Origin of the sequence: Neobacillus sp. SAB-20_R2A, from assembly GCF_049568635.1 — a bacterium.
GTDB classification, from domain to species: domain Bacteria; phylum Bacillota; class Bacilli; order Bacillales; family Cytobacillaceae; genus Neobacillus; species Neobacillus citreus.
In genome coordinates this window covers 106878-121792 of record NZ_CP145895.1, presented here as the reverse complement: position 1 = coordinate 121792, position 14915 = coordinate 106878, and the positions used below count along the sequence as shown (strand labels likewise).

General features: G+C 42.6%; 16 protein-coding genes and 2 other annotated features. All 16 genes read right to left on the bottom strand.

The features are described 5' to 3' along the window. Positions 1-68: 68 nt before the first annotated feature. The 16 genes from rpoB to gltX all read right to left on the bottom strand — a co-directional run bounded on the left by rpoB (position 69) and on the right by gltX (position 14890). Positions 69-3629: a DNA-directed RNA polymerase subunit beta gene (gene rpoB / locus V5M37_RS00635; RefSeq protein WP_423800330.1), complete on the bottom strand. Its 3561-nt coding sequence runs from the start codon at positions 3627-3629 to the stop codon at positions 69-71. A 245-nt stretch (positions 3630-3874) separates the two neighbouring features. Next, positions 3875-4483: a class I SAM-dependent methyltransferase gene (locus tag V5M37_RS00630; protein ID WP_423800329.1), complete on the bottom strand. Its 609-nt coding sequence runs from the start codon at positions 4481-4483 to the stop codon at positions 3875-3877. A 109-nt stretch (positions 4484-4592) separates the two neighbouring features. Next, the gene (rplL, locus tag V5M37_RS00625; RefSeq protein WP_213148279.1) at positions 4593-4955 is read right to left on the bottom strand and encodes a 50S ribosomal protein L7/L12; all 363 of its coding nucleotides are present in this window, start codon (positions 4953-4955) and stop codon (positions 4593-4595) included. A gap of 55 nt (positions 4956-5010) precedes the next feature. Then, entirely contained in the window at positions 5011-5511 is a 501-nt protein-coding gene (gene rplJ / locus V5M37_RS00620) for a 50S ribosomal protein L10 (protein ID WP_423800328.1), read from the bottom strand. Between the two features lie 33 nt (positions 5512-5544). Then, positions 5545-5689, bottom strand: a sequence feature (ribosomal protein L10 leader region). A 62-nt stretch (positions 5690-5751) separates the two neighbouring features. Then, positions 5752-6450, bottom strand: a complete 699-nt coding sequence (gene rplA / locus V5M37_RS00615) for a 50S ribosomal protein L1 (protein WP_217037297.1) — start codon at positions 6448-6450, stop codon at positions 5752-5754. A 114-nt stretch (positions 6451-6564) separates the two neighbouring features. Further along, positions 6565-6990, bottom strand: coding sequence for a 50S ribosomal protein L11 (gene rplK, locus V5M37_RS00610; RefSeq protein WP_042453928.1), 426 nt, complete (start codon positions 6988-6990; stop codon positions 6565-6567). A gap of 416 nt (positions 6991-7406) precedes the next feature. Further along, positions 7407-7940: a transcription termination/antitermination protein NusG gene (nusG, locus tag V5M37_RS00605; RefSeq protein ID WP_213148282.1), complete on the bottom strand. Its 534-nt coding sequence runs from the start codon at positions 7938-7940 to the stop codon at positions 7407-7409. 173 nt (positions 7941-8113) lie between these two features. Then, positions 8114-8296: a preprotein translocase subunit SecE gene (gene secE, locus V5M37_RS00600; RefSeq protein WP_423800327.1), complete on the bottom strand. Its 183-nt coding sequence runs from the start codon at positions 8294-8296 to the stop codon at positions 8114-8116. A 48-nt stretch (positions 8297-8344) separates the two neighbouring features. Beyond that, positions 8345-8491 (bottom strand): 50S ribosomal protein L33, encoded by a 147-nt coding sequence (rpmG, locus tag V5M37_RS00595; protein WP_213148283.1) that lies wholly within the window; start codon positions 8489-8491, stop codon positions 8345-8347. A gap of 113 nt (positions 8492-8604) precedes the next feature. Next, entirely contained in the window at positions 8605-9255 is a 651-nt protein-coding gene (sigH, locus tag V5M37_RS00590; protein WP_213121098.1) for an RNA polymerase sporulation sigma factor SigH, read from the bottom strand. A gap of 71 nt (positions 9256-9326) precedes the next feature. Further along, positions 9327-9836, bottom strand: coding sequence for an NYN domain-containing protein (locus V5M37_RS00585; protein ID WP_213148284.1), 510 nt, complete (start codon positions 9834-9836; stop codon positions 9327-9329). A 3-nt stretch (positions 9837-9839) separates the two neighbouring features. After that, positions 9840-10589: a 23S rRNA (guanosine(2251)-2'-O)-methyltransferase RlmB gene (gene rlmB, locus V5M37_RS00580; protein ID WP_213148285.1), complete on the bottom strand. Its 750-nt coding sequence runs from the start codon at positions 10587-10589 to the stop codon at positions 9840-9842. After that, the gene (locus V5M37_RS00575; protein ID WP_423800326.1) at positions 10586-11011 is read right to left on the bottom strand and encodes a Mini-ribonuclease 3; all 426 of its coding nucleotides are present in this window, start codon (positions 11009-11011) and stop codon (positions 10586-10588) included. Before V5M37_RS00575 ends, rlmB begins: the two co-directional genes overlap by 4 nt. Before the next feature lie 5 nt (positions 11012-11016). Beyond that, positions 11017-12414: a cysteine--tRNA ligase gene (cysS, locus tag V5M37_RS00570; RefSeq protein WP_423800325.1), complete on the bottom strand. Its 1398-nt coding sequence runs from the start codon at positions 12412-12414 to the stop codon at positions 11017-11019. Next, positions 12395-13063, bottom strand: a complete 669-nt coding sequence (gene cysE, locus V5M37_RS00565; RefSeq protein ID WP_423800324.1) for a serine O-acetyltransferase — start codon at positions 13061-13063, stop codon at positions 12395-12397. Before cysE ends, cysS begins: the two co-directional genes overlap by 20 nt. 61 nt (positions 13064-13124) lie before the next feature. Next, positions 13125-13386, bottom strand: a binding site (T-box leader). A 43-nt stretch (positions 13387-13429) separates the two neighbouring features. Further along, a complete protein-coding gene (gene gltX, locus V5M37_RS00560) occupies positions 13430-14890 on the bottom strand; it encodes a glutamate--tRNA ligase (RefSeq protein WP_423800323.1) in 1461 nt (486 codons plus the stop codon). Positions 14891-14915 lie beyond the last annotated feature (25 nt).

Sequence of the window (14915 nt, the reverse complement as noted above, 5' to 3'; positions counted from 1 at the left end):
CCAAGGAACAGCAATAGCTTGTTCACAGCAGGAGCTATTCTCTTAAGTGCGCTTAAACTAAGAATGGATTACTCTTTTGAACCTACTTTTTCGGATTCAAAGCTTGGTGCGTCAGGAACGATGTTTAATGTGTCGACTTGTTGTATGTCCTCTTCATCTTCCATATCGCGCATTTCAATCTCTTCTTCATCACCGGATAAGATTTTGACATCCATACCCAAGCTTTGAAGTTCTTTGATTAATACCTTAAATGACTCAGGAACGCCCGGTTCTGGAACATTTTCGCCTTTTACAATGGCTTCATATGTTTTAACCCGGCCAACCACGTCATCCGACTTAACCGTAAGAATCTCCTGCAGCGTGTATGCAGCACCATATGCTTCAAGCGCCCATACCTCCATCTCACCGAAACGCTGTCCGCCAAACTGGGCTTTACCGCCAAGTGGCTGCTGTGTAACAAGTGAGTAAGGACCTGTTGAACGTGCATGCAATTTATCGTCAACCATGTGAGCAAGCTTAATCATATACATGACACCGACTGATACACGGTTATCAAATGGTTCACCCGAACGGCCGTCATAAAGAACCGTTTTGGCATCGCGGGCCATGCCGGCTTCCTCAATCGTTGCCCATACATCTTCCTCACGTGCACCATCAAAAACTGGCGTTGCAACATGAATGCCAAGAGCTCTGGCAGCCATACCTAAGTGAAGCTCAAGAACCTGCCCGATATTCATCCGAGAAGGTACCCCTAATGGATTTAACATAATATCAACCGGTGTGCCATCTGGAAGGAATGGCATATCCTCTTCCGGTAAAATTCTTGAGATAACCCCTTTATTCCCGTGGCGTCCCGCCATTTTATCGCCTGCGGAGATTTTCCGCTTTTGAACGATATAGACACGGACTAACTGATTAACGCCTGGAGGCAGTTCATCGCCATCTTCACGGTTAAAGACTTTTACATCCAGAACAATACCGCCTCCGCCGTGTGGAACACGAAGAGAAGTATCACGGACTTCACGAGCCTTTTCACCAAAGATAGCATGTAAGAGACGTTCTTCAGCGGTCAATTCTGTTACCCCTTTTGGTGTAACCTTACCAACTAAAAGGTCTCCGTCTTTTACTTCTGCACCAATACGGATAATACCGCGCTCATCAAGATTGCGAAGGGCGTCTTCACCCACGTTAGGAATATCACGAGTAATTTCCTCTGGTCCAAGCTTTGTATCACGAGATTCAGATTCATATTCCTCGATATGAATAGAAGTATAGACATCGTCTTTTACAAGACGTTCACTCATGATAATCGCATCTTCATAGTTGTATCCATCCCAATTTATGAAGGCAACAAGAACGTTTCTTCCTAACGCTAATTCGCCAAGCTCCATAGATGGACCATCAGCAAGAATTTCACCTTTTTTGACACGGTTGCCAACAGCCACAATCGGACGCTGGTTATAGCATGTTCCTTGGTTGGAACGGATAAATTTCAACATCCGGTATTTATCGAGGTCACCTTTAACCTCTTGACCATCTATCTCTTTCACACGACGCACCCATACCTGACGGGCTTCAACGTGTTCCACAATACCATCATGCTTACAAACAACCGCTGCCCCGGAGTCTTTTCCGGAGACATATTCCATGCCGGTACCAACTCTTGGCGCCTCAGGCTGCATTAATGGGACCGCCTGACGCTGCATGTTTGCACCCATCAGTGCACGGTTGGAGTCGTCATTTTCAAGGAACGGAATACATGCCGTTGCAGCCGAAACAACCTGCTTTGGTGATACGTCCATATAATCGATCCGGTCGCGTTTAACAACCGTGTTCTCACCACGGAAGCGGGCAATAACATCTTCATCAAGGAAGGAGCCATCATCACCAAGACGGGCATTCGCCTGAGCGACAACATAATTGTCCTCTTCATCGGCTGTTAAATAATCGATTCGGTCTGTCACATTACCTGTATCAGGATCAACACGGCGGTAAGGTGTTTCTATAAATCCAAAGCGATTAACTTTTGCATAACTTGATAATGAGTTAATCAAGCCAATGTTCGGACCTTCCGGTGTCTCAATCGGACACATCCGGCCATAGTGAGAGTAGTGAACGTCACGAACTTCCATACCGGCACGTTCACGTGTTAAACCACCTGGTCCAAGCGCTGATAAACGACGCTTATGGGTTAATTCCGCAAGCGGGTTTGTCTGATCCATGAACTGTGATAACTGTGAACTTCCGAAGAACTCTTTGATGGAAGCAATAACTGGACGAATATTGATTAACTGCTGCGGCGTTATCGTTGCTGTATCCTGAATGGACATTCTTTCACGAACAACGCGCTCCATCCGGGACAATCCAATTCGGAATTGGTTTTGCAGTAGCTCACCAACTGAACGAAGACGTCTGTTCCCCAAATGGTCGATATCATCTGTATCACCTACTCCGTGCAGCAAATCAAAGAAGTAGCTGATTGACGCAATAATATCAGCAGGAGTGATATTTTTAATTGGTTCTGCCACATAGGCATTACCTAAGACATTAATAACCTTTTCATTTTCATCGCCAGGAGCGTAAATCTTGATGCCCTGCATAATGATTTCTTCTTCCACTACACCACCAACAGGGTTGTAGCTTTTGAAATTAATATTTTTCTCAAGCGCAGGCAGGATTCTGTCCAGATTTCTTCTATCCAAAACAGTTCCCTTTTCTGCAATGATTTCACCTGTTTCAGGGTCTGCCAGCGTTTCCGCTAAGCGCTGATTGAATAGGCGGTTTTTAATGTGAAGCTTTTTATTAATTTTATAACGACCTACATTAGCCAGGTCATATCGTTTTGGATCAAAGAAACGAGAAATCAATAAATTCTTCGCATTTTCAACAGTCGGAGGTTCACCTGGACGAAGACGTTCGTAAATCTCAAGTAACGCTTTATCAATACCTTCCGTATTATCTTTTTCAAGCGTGTTGCGGAGATATTCGTTATCACCAATCAATTCAAGAATTTCTTGATCAGAGCCGAAACCAAGTGAACGCAAAAGAACCGTAACGGGCAGTTTCCGAGTACGATCGATTCTGACATATACGACATCCTTGGCATCTGTTTCATATTCAAGCCAAGCGCCGCGGTTCGGAATGACAGTAGCTGTGTAGCCCTTTTTTCCGTTTTTATCGGTTTTTCCGCTGAAATAAACGCTCGGTGAGCGCACCAGCTGTGAAACAATAACACGTTCCGCACCATTAATAACAAACGTGCCAGTTTCCGTCATTAACGGGAAATCACCCATGAATACATCTTGATCCTTTACTTCGCCTGTTTCTTTGTTTACAAGACGTACTTTGACACGCAATGGAGCAGAATATGTAACGTCCCGTTCTTTTGATTCTTCTACAGAATACTTTGGATCGCCAAGACTGTAATCAATAAATTCCAGTGATAAGTTACCTGTAAAATCTTCAATCGGTGAAATATCCTGGAACATTTCACGCAATCCCTCATCAAGAAACCACTGATAAGATGAGGTTTGGATTTCAATAAGGTTTGGTAACTCTAAAACTTCACTGATTCGTGCGTAACTCCTCCGCTTCCGGTGGCGTCCATACTGAACTAGTTGACCTGTCAACTGATTCACCCCTCAAATCAAGCGTAATTTAAAAATCTATGCACATCTTTTGAGCAGTGCTTTAAAGCCCTATCCAAAAGACAAAAAGAAAAAGGGTTTTTTCCCAAAAACCACATTTTCACATTTTGACTATTATTTTGTCATCATTTCCTTTTTATCCCTATTTTATACAGACAAAATGTATTTATAGGAATAATTCGGTAAATATTATGATGGCATTTTATAATGCTATCACAACGACATTATCAAGTCAACTGTTTTTTAGCCTTTATGATGAAATATCCTTTTGATTTTTCAATTACTTCAGCATTAGAAAACAGTTCTTTCATTTTCTCCATCGCCGAGGGAGCTCCCTGCTTCTTTTGAATGACTACCCATAATTCACCGCGGGCAGCAAGACGCTCATAAGCTTGTTCAAAAATATCATGAACAGTCTTTTTTCCAGCGCGAATGGGGGGATTAGTTAAAATAGCGGAAAAGGAATCTTCCTTTACACTAAGCAGCCGGTCACTTTCATAGATTTTTACATTCTCAATTTTGTTGAGAACGGCATTTTCCCTCGCCAATTCAAGAGCCCGTTCATTCACATCTACCATATGAATGATCCGGTCTGGGTTGGCCTTTGCAATAGATAAACCAATGGGGCCATATCCGCAGCCAACATCGAGAATAGGACCGTTTATTTCCGGAATCGTATAAGATTCAATTAATAGACGTGAGCCAAAATCTACCTCTCTTTTTGAAAAAACTCCGTTATCCGTTTTAAACCGAAATTGATGGTTTCTTAAGGTGAAGTCCCAATATTTCGGGTCACTTTCAACCTTTTGGGAACGAGAATAGTAGTGTTCAGTCAAACGACTCACCTCCCGAGGATATAGGATAGAAGATAATGAGGCACCAGGACCTTTTTAAGATAGCCAAAAAAAGCCCGCTTATGCAGCGGACTTCTTTATAGTGTTAAGATTACTTAACTTCAACGTTAGCTCCAACTTCATCAAGCTTAGCTTTGATTGCTTCAGCTTCTTCTTTAGCAACGCCTTCTTTAACAGGCTTTGGAGTGTTGTCAACAAGGTCTTTTGCTTCTTTAAGACCAAGACCAGTGATTTCACGAACAACTTTGATAACTTTGATTTTTTGATCGCCAGCAGAAGCTAGGATTACATCAAACTCAGTTTGCTCTTCAACAGCAGCAGCACCTGCGCCGCCAACCATTGCTACAGGAGCAGCAGCAGTTACGCCGAATTCTTCTTCGATTGCTTTTACAAGATCGTTAAGTTCTAAAACAGTCATAGATTTAACTGCTTCAATGATTTGTTCTTTAGTCATTTTAATTTTCCTCCTTAATTTTCATTCCGTTATTGGTTAAGCGATAAGTTTTAACTTACGCGCCTTGTTCTTCTTTTTGATCTGCAACTGCTTTTGCTGCAAGAGCAAGGTTGCGGATTGGTGCTTGAAGCACGCTGAGTAACATAGAAAGCAAGCCTTCGCGTGAAGGAAGTTCAGCAAGAGCTTTAACCTCTTCAACAGTTGCGACGTTACCTTCGATAACACCCGCTTTTAATTCTAACGCTTCGTTCTTTTTAGCAAAATCGTTTAAGATTTTCGCTGGTGCTACTACATCTTCAGTACTGAACGCGATTGCGTTAGGACCTGTTAATGCATCGTTTAAGCCAGCAAGACCTGCTTCTTCAGCCGCACGGCGAGTCATAGAGTTTTTATAAACCTTGAACTCAACGCCAGCTTCGCGAAGTTGTTTACGAAGTTCAGTCACTTGACCAACTGTAAGGCCACGGTAGTCAACAACAATTGTTGATACGCTAGCTTTTAGTTTTCCAGCAATTTCTTCGACAACTTGTTTTTTAGCTTCGATTGCACTGCTCATCTTAACACCTCCTGTAGAATGTCTACATTTATACCGGTCAGTAAAATGCCTCTATATCATAAATTAGACATAGAGGCAGCATAATCAGCTAAAAAGATAGCTTAATTTATCGCATAACCTCGGCAGGATTATTAAGCACATAAGCCCCTGCTGTCTACGGTACAAATGTTTGTTATATTAAACAACAAAATTGATTATATAAAATCTAATTTCGATTGTCAATTGGAAAAATTAGTTACCTTATTTTGCTGCAACAGTAGAAGGATCTACTTTGATTCCAGGTCCCATTGTTGAAGTAACAGTTACGTTCTTCATGTAAGTACCTTTAGCAGCAGATGGCTTTACTTTTAACATTGTTTCGAACACAGTAGTGAAGTTCTCAACAAGCTTTTCGTTTTCGAAAGAAGATTTACCGATAGGCACGTGGATGTTTCCAGCTTTGTCAACACGGTATTCAACTTTACCTGCTTTAATTTCATTGATTGCTTTTGTTACATCAAATGTAACTGTGCCCGTTTTAGGGTTTGGCATTAAGCCTTTAGGTCCTAAAGTACGACCCAATTTACCAACTTCACCCATCATGTCAGGTGTTGCTACGATTACATCGAACTCGAACCAACCTTGTTGGATTTTGTTGATGTATTCTGCATCGCCAACATAATCAGCGCCAGCTGCTTCTGCTTCTTTCACTTTTTCACCCTTCGCGAATACTAATACGCGTTGAGTTTTACCAGTTCCGTTTGGAAGCACAACTGCTCCACGGATTTGCTGGTCAGCTTTCTTAGGGTCAACGCCTAAGCGGAAAGCAACTTCAAGAGTTGCGTCGAATTTCGCAATATTTGTTTGCTTAGCAAGTTCAATTGCTTCTGCAATTGGGTAAGCTTTTGAGCGATCTACAAGCTTAGCAGCTTCTAGGTACTTCTTACCTTTTTTAGCCATTTTTATTTCCTCCTAAATTGTGGTTTTAACGTCGTATAACTCCCACGAAAAAGGTTGCGAGTATTTTAAAACTGCGCAACCCCCTCATTACAACATAACAGTTACTTACATGGATTAGTCTTCGATAACGATACCCATGCTGCGTGCAGTACCTTCAACCATGCGCATTGCTGCTTCAACGCTAGCTGCGTTTAGGTCAGGCATTTTTTGTTCCGCAATCTCGCGTACTTTATCACGCTTTACTGTTGCTACTTTATTACGGTTAGGCTGGCCTGAACCAGACTGGATTCCAGCTGCTACTTTCAAAAGAACGGCAGCAGGAGGAGTTTTCGTAATAAATGTAAATGAACGGTCTTCAAACACCGTGATTTCAACAGGAATAATCAATCCAGCTTGATCTGCTGTACGAGCGTTAAATTCCTTACAGAATCCCATGATGTTAACACCGGCTTGACCTAGTGCAGGACCAACTGGCGGCGCAGGATTTGCTTTACCAGCAGGGATTTGTAATTTAACAACTTTAATTACTTTTTTAGCCACGAGACACACCTCCTTAAAGTCCGTGATGTGGTTAATAGGGTATTAACCCTCCCACTCATCTGAAGTCTTTATATGAATACAAAGAGCTTGACAAAAGTCTTGTCCAAGGAGTTTTCCTTAGACATACTGACCTATGAAATATTATCATTTTTTAAAACTGATTTCAAGTTTTTTTACAATATCAGATAATATTTCTTTAAAATTGATCCTTTTTGGACCTTTTTCTGCTTTAAAAAAGGGCTGTTGATTGGAGCTCCGGGCACTTCGCTTTCCGCGGGCGTTTCGGGGAGCCTCCTCGTCGCTAAAGCTCCTGCGGGGTCTCCCCTGAACCGTACTCCCGCAGGAGTCTTCGTGCCCTCCACCCCAATCAACAGGGTAGAAAAACTTATCTTCAACTTTTTATTATTGTTTTAAAATTAAAGCTTATCAATTTGTGTGAATTCAAGTTCTACTGGGGTGTCACGGCCGAACATGTTGACTAGTACTTTAAGCTTGGCTTTGTCCTTGTCCATTTCTTCGACGACTCCTGTGAAGTTGGCGAATGGGCCTTCTTTGACTTTTACGGTTTCGCCGATTTCGTAGTTAACGTCAATACGCTTTTCTTCTACGCCCATACGTTTCAGCAAACCGGTCACTTCTTCCGGAAGCAGCGGAGTTGGCTTTGAACCTGATCCAGCAGAACCAACGAACCCTGTTACACCCGGTGTATTCCGTACGACATACCAAGAATCGTCGGTCATCACAAGCTCAACCAACACATATCCAGGGAACACCTTACGTTTGACAACTTTTTTCTTACCGTTTTTAATTTCTGTTTCTTCTTCTTCCGGAACTACGACACGAAAGATTTTATCTGACATGCCCATGGATTCCACACGTTTTTCTAAATTAGCCTTTACCTTATTCTCATAGCCTGAGTAAGTATGAACAACATACCAATTCTTTTCCATTTAAGAGGACTTGTGCGTCCGTCCCTCCCTAATTTAAATTCAACTATTTTTTGACTGTCTAGCTTCAGCGCCTAGGCGCTTCCGCTTTTCTGAACAAATTAAAAAACCCGCTAATGACGGGTTTTTTGCTAAAAATTCCTTGTGTTTTCCATTATACCATGAAGTACAAGTTATTATTCAAGAATTAACCGAATCAATTTTGAAATTCCCAAATCTAAAACAGCAAAGAAAACGGCAAAAAAAGCAACAGTTGTTATAACAGTTACAGTAGAGCGAGTCAGTTCTCCGCGTTTTGGCCAGCTGACTTTTCTCATTTCACGAACTACGTCACTGAAGAATTTCTTTATGCGAGACATTTAGTAACCCCCAACTATCGTAAATAGCAATGCTAGAATGTTAATCTTTTATTTTGTTTCACGATGAACAGTATGCACACCACAGGTTTTACAATATTTATTTAATTCCAATCTCTCTGTTTGTGTATCCTTGCTGACGGTGGAATAATTTCTTGAACCGCAGATTGTGCAGGCAAGAACTCTTTTTTTACTCATCCTTAGGCACCCTCTTTATATCCCTAAAAATGTATCATGACCCCTATTTATTGTCAATAACATTCGACAGGAGATTCGGTGAACTGACATAAATCTGTGAGCGCATACAAAACTTACAGGGAAAACTCGCGAAACTCCAGGTACCGCTCTAGCTTTCTTTTTACACGCTGCAAGGCATTATCAATCGATTTCACATGACGGTTAAGTTCTTCAGAAATTTCCTGGTACGATTGCCCATCCAAGTACAGGGCCAATACCTTTCGTTCTAAATCACTTAACAATTCCGTCATTTTTACTTCTATATGGTCAAACTCTTCCTGGTTAATGATTAGCTCTTCCGGGTCGAGAACCTTTGCACCCGATAATACATCCATCAACGTCCGGTCTGATTCTTCATCGTAAATAGGCTTGTCCAATGAAACATAGGAATTTAACGGAATATGCTTCTGCCTCGTTGCCGTTTTGATGGCTGTGATGATTTGCCTTGTGATGCACAACTCAGCGAATGCTTTGAAGGAGGTTAGCTTGTCCTCCCTAAAATCGCGGATCGCCTTATACAGACCAATCATTCCTTCTTGAACAATATCTTCCTTATCCGCGCCAATTAAAAAATAGGATCTTGCTTTCGCACGTACAAAATTTCGATACTTATGGATTAAAAAATCCAAAGCTTCGCTGTCGCCTTGGTGAACCAAATCGACAATTTCCTCGTCTTCCATTACGAAAAACTGCTCGTTAACATTTGTCCCGAAGTCCGCACTCAACTTAAGATCCCCTCCACCGAACAAGCATAGATAGTATTATTATACATTAGAAATTTTTTGAAGTCGATAGCTCACTTCTGTCCACGGCGCCATTTTTCAAAAATTTCTGCCATTTCTTCGCTAATCGGTATTTTGTAGAAAGGTTTTTTCTCTTGAATTTTTTTTACCTTTTTCTCAATTCCTTTTTCAATGGAGGACATTTCTATTTCTAATTCCCGGGCTGATTTTCTTAAAGCACCCTGTCCAAAAATTTGCCATTGCTCTGTAAAATCAGAAGTGGCCACGTGAACCTGTGTTCTTCGATTACTCAGGCTGATCGCCATTTTTTCAATCCGTTCATCAGCTGATTCATTTTCCTTCGTAAAAATGACTTCAACCTTGTGATTTTCATACTTTTTTTCCGTTCCTTTTACATAATGAGCATCAAACACAACGATTACCCGAAAGCCGGAAAAGGCCTGATATTCGGCCATCTTTTCCACCAATCGGTCCCTTGCTGCCGGAAGGTCACGGTCTTTTAATGCTTTAAGCTCCGGCCACGCCCCGATAATGTTATAGCCATCGACTAGCAGGATATCCATATACTATCCCTCTAAGGTGTGCCGTTTCCGGTATACCTCATACATCAGCAGTGCCGCCGCAACAGAAGCATTTAAGGATGTAACATGACCCGCCATTGGCAGATGAATGAGAAAATCACACTTATCACGGATTAACCGCCCCATTCCTTTTCCTTCGCTGCCAATCACAAGGCCAAGCGGAAGCGTTCCGTCCATTTGCCGGTAATCCTGTTTTCCCTTCGCATCTGTCCCAGCAATCCAGACTCCCCGTTCCTTCAGATCATCTATAGTACGCGCCATGTTTGTTACCCGGACAACCGGTATATATTCAATGGCTCCTGTCGAAGCTTTGGCGACCGTTGCCGTTAAGCCAACAGCCCTTCGCTTTGGAATGATGATCCCGTGCGCTCCGACTGCATCTGCAGTTCTCATGATCGAGCCGAGGTTATGAGGATCTTCAATCTCATCCAGCAGTAAAAAGAAAGGAGGCTCGTTATTCTTTTCCGCCGCCGCAAACAAATCATCCAATTCGGCATACTGATAGGCTGCGACATAGGCAAGGACACCTTGATGGTTCTGGTCAGTAATCTGGTCGATTTTTTTCTTTGGTACTAATTGCACGAGGACATTTCCTTCTTTGGCCAATTGGGTAATCTGCTGCATTTGCCCGCGCTGTGACCCTTCTGCAATTAAAATTTTATTGATATCCCGTTTTGATTTTAGCGCCTCAATCACCGGATTTTTACCCACGATGTATTCCTGTTCCTGATTCATGTTGACGTTCCTCCTTTCTTATTTTCCACATAGAAAAACGACTGGCGGACGAGTTCTTCTAGGCGGTCCTTCCTTCCCATTAAATATAAATAGCCAATTAACGCTTCAAAGGCAGTGCTGTATCGGTAGGTTTGAACATCGGTATTTTTCGGTACAGTTCCTGATTTCGCATTTCTGCCGCGCATAACAACCGCCATCTCCTCCTCTAGCAAAAGCCCTTCATCCATCATTTGAAAAAGAATCTGGCATTGCGCTTTTGCAGAAACATACCTCGTCCCTTCTCTGTGCAGCTGATGAGGCCGGACCTGCCCGCTGAACAAGAGGTGACGCCTTACATATGTTTCATAGACAGCGTCACCCATGTAAGCAAGTGCGAGACTATTCAATTGGCTGGCATCGACTGTTTTATCGTAATCAAGCATTTAAATTAGCCTCTTTTCCACCTTGTACCTTGTGGGGTATCCTCTAAAATGATATTCATTTCCTTTAACTGGTCACGAATTTGGTCAGCCAATTGGAAGTTACGATCCTTTCTGGCCTGAATCCGCTGTTCAATTAGGGCATCAATTTCTTCATCCAGTAATTCTTCTTGTTCAAAAGTCAGGCCAAGAACAGCAAACAGCTCTTCAAACTGCGCTGTAAACGCATCAATGACTTCTACCGCAGTATTTTTTTCCATGAGGTAATAATTTGCCAGTTTCGATAACTCAAATAAAACTGAAATGGCTTTGGCTGTATTAAAATCATCGTCCATCGCTTCGATAAATTCATCGCGGTGTCTGCTGATTTTATCAAGCCATTCTTGATTATTTTCCGTCAAGTTTGCGCTGTTCTCACGGCGGTGTTTTAAATTTTGGTAAGAGGTGGTTAACCGATCAAGGGCTGCCGTTGTGCTCTCCAATAACTCCTGACTGTAATTGATTGGATTGCGGTAGTGCACGGACAGCATAAAGAATCGTAACACCTGTGGGTTTATTTGCTTAATAATGTCATGGACCAGCACAAAGTTGCCAAGTGACTTTGACATTTTTTCATTATCAATATTAATATAGCCATTATGCATCCAATAGCGGGAAAAGATTTTCCCGCTTAACGCCTCGGATTGGGCAATTTCGTTTTCATGGTGCGGGAAGGTTAAATCCTGTCCGCCAGCGTGGATATCAATGGTCTCACCAAGATATTTTTTCGCCATCGCCGAGCATTCGATATGCCAGCCCGGTCTTCCCGGACCCCACGGGCTCTCCCAGAAAATTTCTCCTTCCTTGGCTGCTTTCCATAAAGCAAAGTCCAGGTTATCTTCTTTTTTCTCGCCTACTTCAATTCTAGCTCCAGCCTGCAGTTCATCAATTGGCTGGTGGGAAAGCTTACCGTACTCCACAAAGTGGCGTGTTCGGTAATAAACATCCCCCTCAGACTCATAGGCGTAACCCTTCTCGATTAATTGGCTGATAAAGTCGATAATAATCTCCATGTTTTCCATGACACGCGGATGGACATCTGCCTTTTTGCAGCCTAGTGCCAAAACATCTTCAAAATAGGCCTCAATAAACCGATTCGCAATTGTTGGTACATCTTCTCCGAGCTGATTGGCAGCGCGGATCAATTTATCATCGACATCCGTAAAGTTGGATACATATTTGACGTCGTAACCGCGGTATTCTAAATAACGGCGGACCGTATCAAATACAATTGCCGGGCGCGCATTTCCGATATGGATATAATTATAGACAGTTGGCCCGCAAACATACATTTTGACCTTGCCTTCTTCAAGCGGTACAAAGGTCTCTTTCTTGCGGGTAAGTGTATTATACAGTTGAATGGCCATTAACTTTTGTCCTTTCCTCTTTTAATTCTGCCAGTTCCTTTTTCATTTGATCCAGTTCCAGTTGCAAATCTTTAAAGCGATCTGCAACCGGGTCTGGCAAGTCGGAATGGTTTAAATCTTTCCCAACACGAATGCCGTCCTTCATGACGACTCTTCCCGGAATTCCCACGACCGTGGAGTTCGGCGGAACTTCCTTTAAAACTACCGATCCGCCGCCGATTTTGGAATTTTCGCCGATGGTTATCGAGCCTAAAACCTTGGCACCAGTGGAGATGAGTACATTATCCTTAATAGTCGGATGACGCTTTCCTTTTTCTTTCCCTGTACCGCCTAGTGTGACCCCTTGATAAATCGTAACATTATCGCCAATTTCACAGGTTTCTCCCACAACAACGCCCATTCCATGGTCGATAAAAAATCTTCTGCCTATTTTTGCCCCTGGATGAATTTCAATTCCTGTGAAGAAGCGGCTTACTTGTGAAATAACTCGAGCAATGAAAAACAATTTTCTCTTATAGAACCCATGCGCCAAGCGGTGCGCCCAAATCGCATGTAGACCTGAATAAGTTAGAATTACTTCCAAATAGCTTCTTGCTGCCGGATCCTGGTCAAATATTACATCAATATCCTCCTTCAATGTTTTGAACATTGATACTCCCCCCTTTGTTTTATACCCCTTTTTATAAAATAAAAAACGCCTCTGTCGTAAAGACAGAGACGCTTGATTTTAACGTGGTTCCACTCTGATTAGGTCACAATGAATACAGACACAAAAACTGTGTGCGCATTAATATGGCCTCACTCTACCTGTTAACGGAAAGGTTCCGCCCAAATCTACTCCAAAGGCAATCTGTTTCGAAGTGGGGCTCCGAGGTGCATTTTCAAAAAATGAGCGGCTTAAACCACTTTCAGCCGGTGATGGTTCTCTCTTTCAAGCATCATTTTTCTACTTTTCCTCATCAAAGCTTTAGCTCGTTTTATAATACTTATACTATATTACATTTTTTCTTGAATGTTAACTAATAATTTGCTTAATTCTATTTTGAACTTTCTCTCGGCCTAAAAGTTCAATCGATTTTGGCAGGTCTGGTCCATGGGTTTGCCCCGTCACAGCGGCCCGAATCGGCATAAACAGGTTTTTCCCCTTTTGCCCTGTTGATTTTTGGACAGCCTTCATCGCGGCCTGGATGCCTTCTGCCTGGAAGCTTTCAAGCTGATCAAGCTCCTGTAAGAAAGCCTTTAACACCTCTGGAACTTGTTCTCCGCCCAGTACTTCCTTCGCTTCTTCCTCATAGTCTGCCTCGTCCTTAAAGAACATATCCGAAAGCTCGATGATTTCTGCGCCAAAGCTCATTTTTTCCTGAAGGAGAGAAACCAAAGTGCGGACCCATTGTTGTTCTTCCTCTGACAGGTTCTCGCTGACACGGCCGGCCTTGATTAAATGCGGCAGGGAAAGTTCCACTACCCGCTCTAGCTCTACTTTTTTCATATATTGATTGTTCATCCAAGCAAGCTTTTGTTTATCAAATAATGCCGGTGATTTGGAAAGTCGATCTGCATCAAAGATTTGAATAAATTCTTCTTGCGCGAAAATCTCCTCTTCCCCTGCAGGAGACCAGCCGAGCAAGGCAATAAAGTTAAATAATGCTTCTGGCAGATAACCCAATTCCTCGTATTGCTCGATAAATTGAATGATGGACTCGTCCCGCTTGCTCAATTTCTTACGGCTTTCATTCACAATTAGCGTCATATGTCCGAAAATGGGCGGCTCCCAGCCTAATGCTTCGTATACCACCAGTTGCTTTGGCGTATTGGAGATATGGTCATCACCGCGCAGAACATGCGAGATTTCCATGAGACGGTCATCGATAGCAACCGCAAAGTTATAGGTTGGCGTGCCATCCTTCTTAACCATTACCCAGTCTCCGCCAATCGTATCTGATTCAAAGGATACAGTTCCTTTAACCATGTCATCAAAGGTATACGTCTTTCCTTCCGGAACAATGATGCGGATGCTTGGCTTGCGGCCTTCTGCCTCCAAACGGGCGCTGTCTTCCGGAGTTAAGTGCCGGCACTTGCCGGAGTAATGGGCGGTTTCACCACGGGCAATTTGCTCTTCCCGTTCTTTCTCCAATTCTTCTTCTGTACAGTAGCATTTATAAGCCTTTCCATTCTCTAAGAGCTGCTTATAGTAGGTTTCATAAATATCGTTTCTTTCCGATTGGCGGTAGGGACCGTATTCACCACCGACATCGACACTTTCATCCCAGTCCATTCCAAGCCATTTTAAATATTTTAATTGGCTTTGCTCGCCGCCTTCAATATTACGCTTCTTATCGGTATCCTCAATCCGGATAATAAACTTTCCGCCTTTATTGCGGGCAAACAAATAATTAAACAGTGCCGTACGGGCATTCCCGATATGTAAATGTCCGGTTGGACTTGGAGCGTACCTTACTCTAATCTCATTTGACATCATAATGCCTCCACTTTTTCCATTT

What these genes read in the sequence shown, in the direction of transcription:
- rplL (WP_213148279.1), bottom strand. Translation starts at nt 4,955, where the DNA reads ATGACTAAAGAACAAATCATTGAAGCAGTTAAATCTATGACTGTTTTA.
- rplJ (WP_423800328.1), bottom strand. Translation starts at nt 5,511, where the DNA reads ATGAGCAGTGCAATCGAAGCTAAAAAACAAGTTGTCGAAGAAATTGCT.
- rplA (WP_217037297.1), bottom strand. Translation starts at nt 6,450, where the DNA reads ATGGCTAAAAAAGGTAAGAAGTACCTAGAAGCTGCTAAGCTTGTAGAT.
- nusG (WP_213148282.1), bottom strand. Translation starts at nt 7,940, where the DNA reads ATGGAAAAGAATTGGTATGTTGTTCATACTTACTCAGGCTATGAGAAT.
- secE (WP_423800327.1), bottom strand. Translation starts at nt 8,296, where the DNA reads ATGTCTCGCATAAAGAAATTCTTCAGTGACGTAGTTCGTGAAATGAGA.
- rpmG (WP_213148283.1), bottom strand. Translation starts at nt 8,491, where the DNA reads ATGAGTAAAAAAAGAGTTCTTGCCTGCACAATCTGCGGTTCAAGAAAT.
- V5M37_RS00585 (WP_213148284.1), bottom strand. Translation starts at nt 9,836, where the DNA reads ATGGATATCCTGCTAGTCGATGGCTATAACATTATCGGGGCGTGGCCG.
- rlmB (WP_213148285.1), bottom strand. Translation starts at nt 10,589, where the DNA reads ATGAATCAGGAACAGGAATACATCGTGGGTAAAAATCCGGTGATTGAG.
- V5M37_RS00575 (WP_423800326.1), bottom strand. Translation starts at nt 11,011, where the DNA reads ATGCTTGATTACGATAAAACAGTCGATGCCAGCCAATTGAATAGTCTC.
- cysS (WP_423800325.1), bottom strand. Translation starts at nt 12,414, where the DNA reads ATGGCCATTCAACTGTATAATACACTTACCCGCAAGAAAGAGACCTTT.
- cysE (WP_423800324.1), bottom strand. Translation starts at nt 13,063, where the DNA reads ATGTTCAAAACATTGAAGGAGGATATTGATGTAATATTTGACCAGGAT.
- gltX (WP_423800323.1), bottom strand. Translation starts at nt 14,890, where the DNA reads ATGTCAAATGAGATTAGAGTAAGGTACGCTCCAAGTCCAACCGGACAT.